Source organism: Tardiphaga sp., assembly GCF_028290495.1.
Lineage (GTDB): Bacteria > Pseudomonadota > Alphaproteobacteria > Rhizobiales > Xanthobacteraceae > Tardiphaga.
In genome coordinates this window covers 37,558-51,648 of the sequence record NZ_JAQGJT010000187.1, presented here as the reverse complement: position 1 = coordinate 51,648, position 14,091 = coordinate 37,558, and the positions used below count along the sequence as shown (strand labels likewise).

The 14,091-nt window shown below is 63.8% G+C and carries 9 protein-coding genes and 1 other RNA gene; 4 read left to right on the top strand and 6 right to left on the bottom strand.

All coding sequences use genetic code 11. The annotated features are described in order from the left end of the window. Positions 1 to 513: 513 nt before the first annotated feature. From JWQ24_RS27660 to JWQ24_RS27650, 3 genes are all read left to right on the top strand, one after another. The gene (locus JWQ24_RS27660; protein WP_299815534.1) at positions 514 to 1,350 is read left to right on the top strand and encodes an N-acetylmuramoyl-L-alanine amidase; all 837 of its coding nucleotides are present in this window, start codon (positions 514 to 516) and stop codon (positions 1,348 to 1,350) included. Positions 1,351 to 1,382: 32 nt separating this feature from the next. Continuing rightward, positions 1,383 to 1,828: RNase P RNA component class A (rnpB, locus tag JWQ24_RS27655), an RNA gene on the top strand. 157 nt (positions 1,829 to 1,985) lie between these two features. Then, positions 1,986 to 2,888, top strand: a complete 903-nt coding sequence (locus tag JWQ24_RS27650; protein ID WP_299815531.1) for a DMT family transporter — start codon at positions 1,986 to 1,988, stop codon at positions 2,886 to 2,888. Here JWQ24_RS27650 and JWQ24_RS27645 read toward each other — a convergent pair. From JWQ24_RS27645 to JWQ24_RS27630, 4 genes are all read right to left on the bottom strand, one after another. Further along, the gene (locus JWQ24_RS27645; protein WP_299815528.1) at positions 2,885 to 4,384 is read right to left on the bottom strand and encodes an MBOAT family O-acyltransferase; all 1,500 of its coding nucleotides are present in this window, start codon (positions 4,382 to 4,384) and stop codon (positions 2,885 to 2,887) included. The genes JWQ24_RS27650 and JWQ24_RS27645 overlap by 4 nt on opposite strands. A gap of 5 nt (positions 4,385 to 4,389) precedes the next feature. Continuing rightward, positions 4,390 to 5,376 (bottom strand): hypothetical protein, encoded by a 987-nt coding sequence (locus JWQ24_RS27640; RefSeq protein ID WP_299815526.1) that lies wholly within the window; start codon positions 5,374 to 5,376, stop codon positions 4,390 to 4,392. A 185-nt stretch (positions 5,377 to 5,561) separates the two neighbouring features. Then, on the bottom strand, positions 5,562 to 7,145 hold the full coding sequence (locus JWQ24_RS27635; protein WP_299815523.1) for a DHA2 family efflux MFS transporter permease subunit: 1,584 nt from the start codon (positions 7,143 to 7,145) through the stop codon (positions 5,562 to 5,564). 22 nt (positions 7,146 to 7,167) lie between these two features. After that, on the bottom strand, positions 7,168 to 8,403 hold the full coding sequence (locus JWQ24_RS27630) for an HlyD family secretion protein (RefSeq protein ID WP_299815520.1): 1,236 nt from the start codon (positions 8,401 to 8,403) through the stop codon (positions 7,168 to 7,170). Between the two features lie 178 nt (positions 8,404 to 8,581). Here JWQ24_RS27630 and JWQ24_RS27625 point away from each other — a divergent pair, with 178 nt between their 5' ends. Beyond that, positions 8,582 to 9,217: a TetR/AcrR family transcriptional regulator gene (locus JWQ24_RS27625; RefSeq protein WP_299815517.1), complete on the top strand. Its 636-nt coding sequence runs from the start codon at positions 8,582 to 8,584 to the stop codon at positions 9,215 to 9,217. Between the two features lie 5 nt (positions 9,218 to 9,222). On the opposite strand, the gene JWQ24_RS27620 is transcribed toward JWQ24_RS27625, so the two are convergent. Further along, positions 9,223 to 10,434: an extensin family protein gene (locus tag JWQ24_RS27620; RefSeq protein WP_299815514.1), complete on the bottom strand. Its 1,212-nt coding sequence runs from the start codon at positions 10,432 to 10,434 to the stop codon at positions 9,223 to 9,225. Between the two features lie 48 nt (positions 10,435 to 10,482). Beyond that, on the bottom strand, positions 10,483 to 13,734 hold the full coding sequence (locus tag JWQ24_RS27615; protein ID WP_299815512.1) for an autotransporter domain-containing protein: 3,252 nt from the start codon (positions 13,732 to 13,734) through the stop codon (positions 10,483 to 10,485). Positions 13,735 to 14,091: the final 357 nt, after the last annotated feature.

The following is a 14,091-nucleotide window of genomic DNA, read 5'->3' as shown; positions in this document are numbered from 1 at the left end:
CGGACTGGCCCATTTCGCCTCAACTGTCGGCGCGTTGCCCGGTCTTTCCGCTCGAAAGCCCGCAGCACCGCGCGATTGCCGGTCCGATTCGCCGCACCGCCCGCAAGACCCGCAGGTAAATCCGGCTTTCCACACGCAAGATGAAGGATTGCCATGGGATGTGGGCGTCAAAAGGGACCTCGGCCGGCCCCATTGGGTCGGCTCTTCACCCCTCAGTAACGTCGTTTAGCGTTAAGAAACGGTTGATGGACCGGGATGCAATTAAGGCAGTTGCCTTCAGGCAATCGCCTGCAGCCGTTTCGCCCTGACCAGATTCAAAAATTTCAACGACCGCCCATCAGGCCGCTTCTGCGGACGTTCAGGTAACTCGTGACCACCGCATGATACCGCAAGCCGTAAAAACGCGGGACAGTTGTCACGCAACCGTTGCACGGCGAGCCGGGTGCCAGGATAGTGCGACCGAGCAGCGCAGGGCGACCGCGCTGTGTTTTCACGTCAGGTTCGAGTGTTGCCATGCCGTCAGGTTCGTTCGCTTCTCCAGGATCCGATGTGAGGCGCCGCGCCGTTCCGCTTCCCAAGGGAACCGCGGACCTGCCAAGCTTCAACCCGGATTCCTCTGTTGTGTCCGACATCATCCCGTCGGCGAATTTCGGCGAGCGCAACAACGGCGCGGTGCCCGACATGATCGTGCTGCATTACACCGGGATGCCCGACGCCGAAGGCGCGATCACCCGGCTGTGCACCACCGGCACCGACGTCTCCGCGCATTACATCGTGCTGGAAGACGGCCGCATCGTGCAGACCGTGCCGGAGGCGAAGCGCGCCTGGCATGCCGGCCTCGGCTTCTGGGCCGGCGAGACCGACATCAATTCCTGCTCGATCGGCATCGAGATCATCAACCGCGGCCACGACTGGGGCTATCCGGATTTTCCGCGCCGGCAGATCGCCGCCGTGACGGCGCTGTGCCGCGGCATCCTGCTGCGCCACGACATGCCGGCGCACCGCGTGCTCGGCCATTCCGACGTCTCGCCGTCGCGCAAGAAAGATCCCGGCGAAAAATTCCCGTGGCATTCGCTGGCCAATTCCGGCGTCGGCCACTGGGTTCGACCGGCGCCCGTCACCCGCGGCGAGAGCATCAAGCTCGGCGCCGAGGGCGACCACGTGCTGGCGCTGCAGCAGGCGCTGGCGCGCTACGGCTACGGCATCGAACCGAGCGGCCATTACGACAGCCTTACCGTGGAAGTCGTGACCGCCTTCCAGCGCCACTTCCGCCCCGAACGTGTCGACGGGATCACCGACCACTCGACGCTGGCGACCTTGCAGGCGCTGCTCGGCAGCCTGCAAGCTTGACGCCGCCGCCCGCAGCCGCCATGGCTTGCGGATCAGTCGGCTGGACGGCCGCTCCCGCTACGGTCGAAAGGCTGCGGGAGAGGAAAGTCCGGGCTCCATTGACATACGGTGCCGGCTAACGGCCGGCGGGGGCGACCCCAGGGAAAGTGCCACAGAGAACGAACCGCTCGCCGTAACCCGCAAGGGCGAGGCGAGTAAGGGTGAAAAGGTGCGGTAAGAGCGCACCGCGTCTCCGGCAACGGAGACGGCATGGCAAACCACACCGGGAGCAAAACCGAATAGGGACGGCAACGCAGTCAGTTCGCTCACCTCAGGCGAAAGCCTCGAGCGATAACACTGCAGGGCGATGTCTTGCTCGCTGTCCGGGTAGGTTGCTTGAGGCCCTGTGCAAACAGGGTCCCAGAGGAATGGCCGTCACGTATCGTCCGGGCAACCGGGCGGTGCCCTACAAAACCCGGCTTACAGGCCGGCTGATACTTATTTTTTTTCGACCGAAAGCGTTTTCGAGCGAAATGGATACCGGTTCGCGTCAAGAAAACGCGTCTGACTAAAACGAGGGGTCCGGCGAAACACGCCGGGCCCCTCGCCAGTTTTGGGCATGGCGGCTTCGGCGCAAACCCGATAGTGCTCCCGCCATGTCCTTCCCAGTCATTTCCCGCGAACATCTCGGCCTGCTGCTCGGCCTCATCGGCGTCATCATCTTCGGCGGCACGCTGCCGGCGACGCGGATCGCGGTGGCTTACATCGATCCGCTGGCGATGACCGCGTTGCGCACCGCGATCGCCGGGCTGTGCGCGTTGGCGCTGCTGGTCATCCTGCGCCGGCCGCTGCCGCCGCGCCGGCTGTGGCCGCAGCTGGTCATCGCGGCGCTCTGCGTCGCCGTGGCGTTTCCGTTCCTGACGGCGCTGGCCTTGAAGACCGTCGATGCCTCGCATGGCAGCGTCGTGCTTGGAATCCTGCCGCTGGCGACCGCCTGCGTGGCGGTGCTAATCACCCACGAACGGCCCAAGCCGCTGTTCTGGATCGCCTCGGTCGCCGGCGCCGCCATCGTGATCGCGTTTGCGCTGCGCCAGGGCGGCGGCGCGTTGTCGGCCGGCGACCTGCTGTTGTTCGGGGCGGTGGCGGCCTCCGCTATCGGCTACGGATTTTCCGGGCGCCTCACCGCGCAGATGCCGGGTTGGGAAGTGATCAGCTGGGTGCTGGTAATCTCATTGCCGTTGTCCCTGCCGGCTGTCGCTTTCACCTGGCCCGCGGATGCCGCCTCGCTCCCGCTGCAACCGTGGCTGGCGCTGCTCTACGTCGCCGTGTTCCCGCAATGGATCGGCTTCTTCGCCTGGAACGCCGGCATGGCGATGGGCGGAATCGCGCGAGTATCGCAGGTGCAGCTGCTGCAACCCTTCGTCACCTTCTCGCTGGCGGCGTGGCTCAACCATGAGGCCATCACCTGGCAGATCCTGCTGTTCGCCACCGCGGTAGTCGCGGTGGTCGCGATCAGCTCGCAGGTGCGGTCGCGCAAACTGCCCGTCGTGCCGGCTTAAAACTGGAAGTACAGGAACTCCATCCGCTGCCACATGCCGAACAGCGCCACGCTGAAGGCCACGGCAACCAGCAGCGCCCAGGCCGCGTTTGGCCGCCAGCGCAGCGCCGCAGCCGGCTCCGGCGCATGGCGGTATTCGCGGTAGCCGAAGATTCGGGGCACGTTCGGCATCGCCAGCGCGATAAGCAACGCGAGTACCACCGCCACACTACCGACCAGCAGCAACCTCTCCGTGCCGAGCAGGATCGGCAGATCCATCACGCGCAGAATGCCCGGCGAGGCATAGGCCGCCCGATCGGATGCGGCACCGGCAAGGCCGCATAGCATCCGCCATGCGCCACCGACCGTGTCGGCGCGGAAGAACACCCAGGCAAGCACCACGGACGCGAAGGTCGCGGCCCATCCGGCCGCTTGGCCCAGCACCGCCGGCCGCTCGCCATTCGCGGCGGACGCACGGCCGCGCCAAACGTGGTTGGCGCCGAGATACAGGCCATGCAGGCCGCCCCAGACGACGAAATTCCAGCCCGCGCCATGCCACAAGCCGCCGAGCAGCATCGTCAACAGCAGATTGCCGTAACGCCGCCACGCGCCGCGACGGTTGCCGCCGAGCGGGATGTAGAGATAGTCGCGCAGAAATCGCGACAGCGTAATGTGCCAGCGCCGCCAGAATTCGATGATCGAGGTCGCCTGATAGGGTGAGCGGAAATTCACCGGCAAGCGGATGCCGAACATTAGCCCCAGCCCCAAAGCCATGTCGGAATAGCCAGAGAAATCGAAATAAATCTGCAGCGTGTAGCCGAGCGTGGCGAGCCACGCCCAATCCGTCGACACCATGCCGCCAGCATCGAGATGGGCAAACACCGGCGTCACGAACTGCGAGAGATTGTCGGCGATCACCACTTTCTTGAACAGGCCGGCGACAAAGATCGCCGCGCCGCGCGCAGCCATCGCGGCATTGCGCCCGCCGGCGGCGCGCTTGAACTGCGGGATCATCTCGGCGTGATGCACCAGCGGCCCGGCGATCAGATGCGGAAAGAACGACACGAACAGCGTGTAGCTGACGATATCGCGCTCGACCTTCGCGCCTCGTATCACATCGACCAGATAGGCAATCTGCTGGAAGGTGAAGAAGGAGATGCCGAGCGGCAGGATGACAGCGGCGAACGGCAGTTGCGGGCCGCCCATCGCGGCGAGGCTGTCGAGCGCAAAGCCGGTGTATTTGAAGTAGCACAGCGCCGCGAGATTGAGCGTGACGCCGGCCGTCCCGATAGCCCGGCGCCGCGCCGGGTTCGCCATCAGCAGCCCGAGACTGAAATTAAAGGCGATCGAGCCGAGGAACAGCACCAGGTAGATCGGCTTCCACGCGCCGTAGAAGAACAGCGAGGCGCCGACCAGAACCAGAATGCCCGCGCGCGGCGAATGGCGACGTGCGGCGGCGAACGCCAGCACCGTCGCCGGCAGGAACTGAAAGATGAAGGTGAACGAGCTGAACAGCATGCCGGCTAGTTTTTCAGCTGGGTCATGAGATAGCTCGTATAGATCGGAATGCCGGATTCATTGATGTGCTGTTCGTCGGCAAAATGCTCTTGGGTCAGCCCGGGGACGGACGGTATCTTGACGAGCTCAAACCCACAGGTCTCGGCAGACTTCGCGAGAAGGGCCGTGTTCTCTTCGTCCTTTGCCTTCCAGGAAGGTTCGTTGTCCCGATTGTAGCGAGGCGCCCACGGCCCCAGAACAACCGTGAGCTTTTTGCTAACCCCTGCCAGCCCGCACAAAGCTCCAATTTCGTTTCTCGCCTTTAACCCGGCAATGTTCCAGTTCTTGAAGTGCTGATGACTGCTTATGTCCGGTGGCCAGCGATAGCCGGGCTGAGCAGGAAGTCTCTCAAGGCCGTATTCGGCGGGGTGCGGTCCGATTTCGGAGATATTGCGGTCAGCGGCCAATCGCGAATTGAAGGCTTCGTGGATATATCGGATGAGGGTCCCGACACGCATGGGCAAAAATGTCGTTATTTGCTGCGCGACATTCATGCGGGCGACGACGTCTTGCGGAAACACCGAGGCGCCCGGCACGCCGTCATTCGAAATGAGTGTCGTAACGCTTACGACGACATGAGCGTTTTTGAACCGACCGACGTAACGGCGCGCCGCAGCAACAAAGGACAACGGATCGCCAGCGAGGTAGGCGATGTTCACCGCGAATCCCGGGGGCTTGCCGACAAGCTGCGCCGACAGGACGGGGTCAACCTGAAACGCCATCCGACTATCGCCCGCAAAAATCAATTCTGGCTGCAATTGCAGCAGCGGCAACTTGACCGCCAGGGCTTCCGGAATGTCGTCATGAACGCGGTTGGCGATGGCGAGCAACCCGGCCAACCCCGTGAGCCACACGACAATCGTCAGCCCGATCGCCGCGATGATCCAGCGAGCGGATACGCGGCGCATTGGCGACAAAATTTCTGCAGAATCAGTCGACACGTCCTTCACCATGCCACACTTCAAACACGAAGCTGCATGTAGCAACAAGGGCGATGTCAGAGCGAGTCCGCGCCCAAACTCGATCGGCCCCAGAGCATTCGTCGTTTGAACTGGCTCACCTGGCGTAGCGCTGGAGACAATCCGCGGCTCCTTCCACCGTCACGGCGGCGGAGACACGTCAACTCGACCGACCAATATCAGTGCGCGTCGCTGCTGGCGGCGTTTTTCGGCTTGTTGAGCAGCAGCACCAGCGTGCTCAGCGCGAGGTAGAAGAACGTCAGCAGGAAGAACGAATCGCCGAAGCTCAAAACGACCGCCTGACGGTGGACGATCTGGTTCAGTTGCTTCAGCGCCATCAGGGGCGCGTCGCCGAGCCCCTGGAATTTCTGGGTGAAGTTGTTCAGCATCTCGACCGCGGCAGCGTTGCCCCAGGTGACCTTGTCGTGCAACCGCGAGATGTGGAAATCGGTGCGGTCGTCGAGCGCGGTGTTGATCAGCGCCAGCCCGAGCGCGCCGCCGAGATTGCGGGTCAGGTTGAACAGGCCGGAGGCGTTCTTCAGCCGGTCCGGCGCCAGCGTGCCGAGCGCGATGTTGTTGACCGGCACCATCGCCAGCATCATGCCCATACCGCGCAGGATCTGCGGCACCAGCAGTTCGTAGAAATCATAGTCGCGGGTGATCCAGGTCATCTGCCAGGTGCCGGTGGCGAACAACACCAGGCCGAGCGCGATCAGATAGCGCAGATCGACCTTGGTCATCAGCCGTCCGACGATCGGCGCCATCACGAACATCGCCACGCCCGACACGAACATCGTCTCGCCGATCATCAGCGCGCTGTAGCCGCGCACTTCGGCGAGGTAGCGGGGATACAGGTAGGTCAGGCCGTACAGGCCGATGCCGATGCAGAACGAGAACATCGAGCCGAGCGCGAAATTGCGGTCGGTGAAGGCGCGGATATCGACGATCGGCTCATGCGCCGTCAGCACCCGCCAGAAAAAGCCGATGCAGCACACCACGCAGACCACCGCGAAGATCGCGATCGAGGTGTCGCCGAACCAGTCGTTGCGCGGGCCTTCTTCCAGCACATATTCGAGCGAGCCGAGGAAGCCGGCCATGAAGCCGAGGCCCCACCAGTCGAAATGATCGAGCAGTTCAAGATGCGGCTCGTCGAAATCAACCAGCGCCAGCACGCCGATGGTGATGCCGATGCCGGGCACCACGTTGATGAAGAACAGCCAGTGCCACGACAGCGCGTCGGTGATGTAGCCGCCGACCGTGGGGCCGATCGTCGGCGCCAGCGTGGCGACGAGGCCGATGATCGGCGCGACGATGTGGAATTTGGAGCGCGGAAACACGGTGTAGGCGGACGCAAACACGGTCGGGATCATGCCGGCGCCGAGGAAGCCCTGGATCGCGCGCCACAGGATCATCTGCTCGATCGACGAGGTGAAGCCGCACATCAACGAGGCCAACGTGAAGCCGGCCGCCGATATCGCAAACAACATCCGCGTGCCCAAGGCACGCGACAGAAAGCCAGACAGCGGAATCGCGATCACTTCGGCGATCAGATAGGCGGTCTGCACCCAGGAGACTTCGCTGGATGAAGCCGACAGGCCGGCCTGGATTTCCGACAAAGATGCCGAGACGATCTGGATGTCCAGGATCGACATGAACATCCCGAACACCATGATCAGGAACGCGATCAGCCGCTTCGGCGCAATCTTGTCGGACGCAGGATTGCCGGGGATTGCGCCGGGCGTCGCTGTGGTCGAGGCCGCCATGGCGCTGTCCTGACTGTTGCCGTTACTTCGCGGGCTCGGCGCCGGGCTTGGTGTTGATGCGGACATAGACCGACATGCCGGCGCGCAGCAGGTTTTCGCGCGCGACGTCGGCGGGCACCTTCAGGCGCACCGGCACGCGCTGCACGATCTTGGTGAAGTTGCCGGTGGCGTTGTCCGGCGGCAGCAACGTGAACACCGAGCCCGCGGCCGGCGCGAGACTCTCGACGGTGCCCTCAATGGCGCGGCTGGAATCGGCATCGAGTTCGATGGAGACCGGCTGGCCCGGCTTCAGGCGGCGCAGCTGCGTCTCCTTGAAGTTGGCGTCGATATAGACGTTGTCGAGCGGCACCACATTGGCGAGCCGCTGGCCGACCGCGATGAAATCGCCGGTGTTGACGAGGCGGTTGGAGAAGATGCCTTCGACGGGGGCCTTGACCTCGGTGAAAGCCAGATCGCGTTCGGCCTTGTCGAGCGCGCTTTGCAATTCGGCGAGCTGCGCGCGGGCCTCGGCCTGCTGCGCCTTGGTGACTTCGACGTTGTCGCGCGCGGCGTCCACGGCGGCCTTCGCCGCCTGCACGGTTGCCGCGGTCTGGTCGCGCGACGCCTGCGAGGTTTCAAAGATGGCGCGCGAGGCAAAGCCGCGGTTGCTCAAGGCATCCTGACGCTCAAAATCGAGCTGCGCCCGCTTCGACATCGCATCGGCCGACACCAGTTGCGCATTGGCCTGCTCGACCGAACTCTGCATCGCGGTGACCTGGCGGCCGATCCGTTCGACCGTCGCCTGCTGGGTGGCGATCTTGCGGCGCGCGGCATCAACCGCGATGCGGTAGTCACCGTCGTCGATTTTGAACAGCACTTCGCCGGCCTTCACGCGGGTATTGTCGCCGGGCACGATGGTGGCGATGTGACCGGCGACGCGGGCGCCAAGCGTGGAATTGTTGGCGCGGACATAGGCGTCGTCGGTCGAGACCATGAAGCGGCCGACCAGATAATATTCGACGCCGTAAGCCGCGCCGGCAATCGCCAGCAACGCAGCAACGCCAAGCAGGAAGAACTTCTTCTTGCCGGATTTTGGCTGCGCCGCAGCGGGCACAGCTCCGGCCGCCGGGGCTTCCGCCGGCCTCTCGCCAACGGGGGCATCCGATGACGGTGCGTGCGCCTCGGCGGAGGCCGAAGAGACGACGCGCACCGGCGCGTCGTCTCCAGCGCCCGGCTCGGGACGAACAACACGTGCAGCCTGATCGCGCGGTCCGGCCATCGAGGCCTCCTCAAGGGTCATACGAAAACGGGCGGCAACCGCCGCTTCTCATTTACTGAGACAGCATTTACATTGACCGAACGGTTCGGTCAAGATAAGTTATCTCATATTGGACGGTGACATTTCGACTCTTTCGAAAATGTGATCGTTTCCCGCGAATGCTTCAGCAGGCTTAACGATGTCCCATCCGCAGCACGCCGCGCTTTCCATTGTCGGCGAAGAAGACAGCGCCAAGCGCCGCCAGATCCTCGATGGCGCCCGGGCCGTGTTCATGGACCTCGGCTTCGACGGCGGCAGCATGGGCGAGATCGCCCGCGCCGCCGGCGTGTCGAAGGGCACCCTGTATGTCTATTTCACCGACAAGAACGCACTGTTCGAGGCGATCGTGGAGCAGGAAGTGCTCGAACAGGGCAAGAGCGCCTTCAACTTCGACCCCACCCGCGACACCGAAATCACGCTGAAGGAGTTCGGCACCGCCTATATCCAGCTGCTGTGCCGGCCCGGCGGCGGCTCCTCGACCCGAACGGTGATGGCGATCGCGGAGCGGATGCCGGAAGTCGGCCAGCGCTTCTACAATAACGTGGTGGCGCTGACGATCGGCCGACTTGCCGCCTATCTTGAGGCGCGCGTCACAGCCGGCGACCTGGCGATCGATGACTGCTCGCTCGCGGCGTCGCAATTCATGATGTGCTGCCAGGCATCTCTCTTCATGCCGTTCATCTTCCAGGCGGCGCCGGCCCCCTCGCCCGAGCAGATCGCCGAGGTGGTCAACAGCGCGACGCGGATGTTCCTGGCGGCGTACTGGCGCAGGTGAGCCGACTACTCGTTCTTGTAGTCTTCCGCGTCGTCATAGGCCGCTTTGCGGCCGGGCTTTTTCGCGGTTCGGGCGCTGATCGATCCCGTCACGGAAGTATCGCGGCCGGAATAGGTGCTGCGCGGCATCGCGCGCGTGGCAACCTCCTCGCCGGACACTGCGGCCGGCTGGCAAATGACGCGGCGCGACGAGCGGCGCATCAGGTCGACATGGATATGGTCATAGTGAAACACGTTGGAGCCCGGCGCCAGCACGGTATTGAACACCTGGCACGCCGCGCCCTGCACGTCGCGCAGGAAGCCCTGCTCTTCCGGCAAGCCCTTCCAGCCGCCCTTGACGGTGATCTTGCGGCCATCGGCGAGCGTAAAGGCCGCGATGTCGAGCGCGTTGCCGAAAGCGTGCTCGGAAATATGCGCGCGCGAATTGCCATTCATGCCGCGGCAGGAATAGGCGCTAATCTGCTTGATCTCGACGACGCGGGCGCCGAACCAGCGCTGGGCGGCTGGCTGCACTGATTCCGCCAGCCATTGGTCGAGCGCCGAAACGATCGGACAGGCCAGGGTCGCCGTCGGCTTGAGCGCGACCGGCCCGACCGAGCCGGTAACGTTGCCCTGCCCGGGGCCGAGCCGCGGCTGCTCATCGACCTGTGGCGCGGGCTGCACGCCGGAACTGTAGCGGCCATAGAGCGCGCGACGTGGCGCGCGCTCCGGCTCGGGCGAGGGCTCCGGTGACAGTTCGGACTCTTCGGGATCGGCGACGCCCGGCGCGTTCAGCGAGATAGGACCGTTGGACGAAGCGCCGTAGCCGGGTTGCGGGCTTGTGGCTGCCGGATATGAACCGGAGGAAGTATTGGCGGGATAGGAATTCGCCGCGCGCGCAACCGGCTGCTGCTGCACCGGCCAGCGCGGCTGATTGCCGGAATTGCCGACGCTGCCCGGCGGGCGCAGGTTTTCGTCGGCGAAACCGAAGCTGCTGTTGCTCTCGCCGAGGGCTGCGACCTTGAGCGGAAATTCGGCGCCGCAAACGCCCGGTCCGGAAATCGGGTTGATCCGAACGAGATCGGCCCCCTCCTTCACGGTTCCGGATTTAAGGCAAGCAACCTCAGCCTCGGCACGCCAGGGTTCACGCTCTTCGGTCTGAAACAGACCTTTGCCGCAACCCGCAAGCGATACAAGGACGACGGAGCCGACAAGATACAAACGAACTCTGCGCGTCATCCGCGCACGTTGGTCGAAATGTTTTAAGGACTCTTCAACGTAACGGATTTAGCTTTGGGTAACCATGCGCTGGACCCGCTCACCACGCGTAGCGCACCACGCCCTTGCCGGCATAGGAGCGGCTGACGTCGGAGAACTCCCTTCAAAGGTTCCAGCCAGCGACCAGCCGCCGTTGAAGGACACCTCTGCCGAGGCCGTTGTCAACGCGGCGTTGCGGGCGGCCTGGGCGCCGTTGACGGTGAAGGTCGAACCCGGCAGCGATTGGAACGCGGCGCTGACATTGCGGTCGATGTTGTTGTCATAGGCCCAGGCGGCGCGGCCGCGCAGCGTCAGCACGGCGTCGTTGACGGCGAACGACTTGTCGCTGCGCAGGCCGAGTTCGCCGCGCAGGGCCGTGACGGTCTTCGCTGTGTAGTTCAGTGCAAAACCGCCGGCGCCGCTGGCAGAGGTTTCCCCGTAGGCCGGCAGGTCGAAGGCGGTGACCTGCCCTGCGGCGTAAGGCGTGAGACCGATGCCGTAGAGTTCGGGCAACAGCCAGCGATTGCCGGCTTCGATCCGGCCGGAGAACGCATTGGCATTGAAGTTGGCGCGCAGCCGCTCGGTGCCGACCGCGGTGATCAGACGATCGGTGCTGATATCCTGCCAACCGTAGGCAGCCGTCGCGGTGATATAGGACGACGCGATGGTGTGACGAATGAAGGCGCCGGCCTGGAACAGGTCGGACTGGCCGCTGCCGCCGCCCGCGACGGAGAAACTGGTGCCGCCACCGGCCAGCGCGAAGCCGGCCACGGTGGACGGCGAGAACCAGTAGTCGGCACCGACGGCAGCAGCAGCGATGTTGCCGGTGGTGCGGTTCGAGCCAAGCGCAGTATTTCCATCGGTGGTGCGCGACCCGCCGAAGCCGGCGGCCCACACGTTCCAGCGCGCCTCATAAGTGCGCGGCGGTGCTTTGGTGAACATGGCATAGGCATCGCGTTCGGTGCGGGTGCGCTTGCGGCCGCCCGGCGCGTAAGCGAGAGCGTCGCTCTCGGCGGCGTATGCGAACGCACCGGGCGCGGTGCCGCCGCGACCGGCGGTGAAGGGATCGGATAACACGCCCATGAACTGGGTCATGGCATCGAAAGTGGTCTGCTGCGAACCGGTTGAGGTCTCGCCCGAAATCTGCGTCAGTGCATGGAGGAGATTGTTGCCACTCAGCGCGAACAGCGAGTTGAACGACGCGGGCATGGTCGCCCCGCCCTCCAGTGCATTGTCGATGCCGGCGGCGACATTCCTGTGATTGATCGAGGCATTGCCTGGCAAGATCGGGCTGAGCAAGCCGGGATCGAGGGTCAGCAGCACGTCATTGCCGACATAGCTCAGCCGTACATTGCGCGCAAAATTGTTTGTGAGTGAGACGGTGTCGAATGTGCCGGTCAGCGTGCCCGCATTGATGATCGTATAAGTCGTGGTCGATGTGAGACGCGCCAGCGCATCGACGCTGACGTTGCCGGCGATAGCGGCGGTGCCGGTGATGACCGCCTTGTCCGACAACGTGCCGGAGACCTGCACCAGATAGGTCGAGGCCGCGGTCATGGTCAGGCTGCTCATGGTGAGCGTACCGATGGAATTGCCGGGTGCCAGCGTGCCGCCATTGATGGCAGTGACGCCCACGATGCCATTGCCGCCGAGGATGCCGCCTGCATTGACTGTCAGCAGGCTGGCGGAAGCGAGATTGCCGTTCACCGCGAGCGTGCCGCCATTGACGTTGACGGGGGCCGTATAGGTCGCGGTGCCGGTCAGCGTCCAGATCGACGAGTCGAACTTGGTGAAAGTGGTGAAGCCGGAAAATTGCGAGATATCGAGATTCGCGGCGCCAATGCCGCCGAGTTGCAACGTGTCGCTGCCAAAGCCGATGACATTGCCGGAGATGACGGAGCCCGGCAGCAGCGTGAGTGTATTGCCGCCGGCGGCGAACCGGATCGCAGCGGTTCCGCCGCTGATGCTCCCGGCGTTGACGATCGATGAGTTGCCGCCTGCTGCAATTCCGTAGTCCGGGCCGCTGATGCTCGCTCCGGCAGTATTGACCAGTTGCAACGCGCCGACGACAGCGAGGCCGGCGCCCGGTGTGGCTGTAGCTGAAATCGTTCCGGAATTGGTGATGGAGACATCGAGAAAGGAAAGCACGCCGGACGCCCCGCCAGTGATGTTGCCGCCGGCGAGATTGGCGACCGTGTTGCCGCTGACCAGCAAAGCTATCCCAGTACTGGCGCCGCTGATGGTGCCGCCGGCGAGGTTGGTGACCGTGTTGCCGCCGTTCTCGATAATAGCCCCATAGGTGCCGCCGCTGATGGCACCTGCGTTAGAGATCGACGAAGCGGTGGCTGTGGCGCTCAGAGCGACCCCGGCGAGCGGGCCATCGATGATTGCTCCCACATTGTTGACGAGTTGCACTCCGCCGCCGGCACCAGCCCCGACGGTGCCAATGCTGCCGAAATTGGCAACGGACATGTTCACAGCGGTGACGCTGGCAATGCTTCCGCCGGCGTGATTGATCAGAGTACCGGCCCCCGCGACGCTCAACGTCACGGTACCGAAATTATCGATATCGCCCGTCCCCCCAGATAGGCCTATTATACCAATCGTACCCGTCGCGGTATTGACCACCTTGGCATTCTGGCCACCTACGCCGTCGATATTTCCGGAATTGTTCACGTCAAGACCATTACCTCCGATGACGCCGCCGCTGATAGTTGCTCCGGCCCGGTTGATCAGCGTCACACGATCAAAGGCGGAAACGGTCGTACCTGCGCTCGTGATGCTCCCGGAATTGTCGAGGGTGACGTTGCCACCACGTGCGAATATGGCACCTGGCCCACCGGAAATGACACCGCCAGCGCGGTTGATCACCGTGATGTCGGTGAGGGCATCGATGGCCGACGCACTCGTTCCGATGATGCTCCCGGCATTATCGAGGGTGATGGAGCCGGTGGTCGATTTGATGCCGTCGACTGCGCCGAGGATGGCGCCGCCGGCGTGATTGGTCAGCGTCACGTTCGAGGACGCACTGATGCCGGTGCCCGTCGTGCCGGTGATCGTCCCGGAATTGTTTACGGTGATCCCTCCGGCACTCAAGATGCCGTTAAGCCCGCCCAGAATCGAAGCGCCAACACCGTTGCGGATCGTGGCGTCTCCGACCCAGATGCCGCGGCCGGCGCCGCCCGTTCCCTGCACTGTCGCGCCATTGAGGACGTCGATCGTGATGCCCGTTTGAATGCCGGTGCCATAGCCCGAAGACGGATTCTGATTGATGGTCGTCAAATCGCAAGTCACCGTGGTCCCCGGCGCAGGCGTCGGTGCGGTCGCTGCCGGCGTACATGCGGCTTGCGCCAATGTTGCCGTCGCGACCGACACCCCGAACGCCAAAGCCGCGCTCGCGGCACTCTGCATCCACCCCTGTGCCCGACCAAACTGCATGCTCGCCCCCCGTCAATTCCACGCCCGTGGCGCATTGCTGGATGGCAGTTCAACACCGGACCGGGGCACCTTCACAACCGACTTCAGGGTTATGTGCCCAAAACGAAATTTATAAGTAACTGAAACAACACGCTTTCTAACAATTGCCAAACAATTCGAAACAATGCCACAACATTCCACAATCTATGCGTGCAAATGACA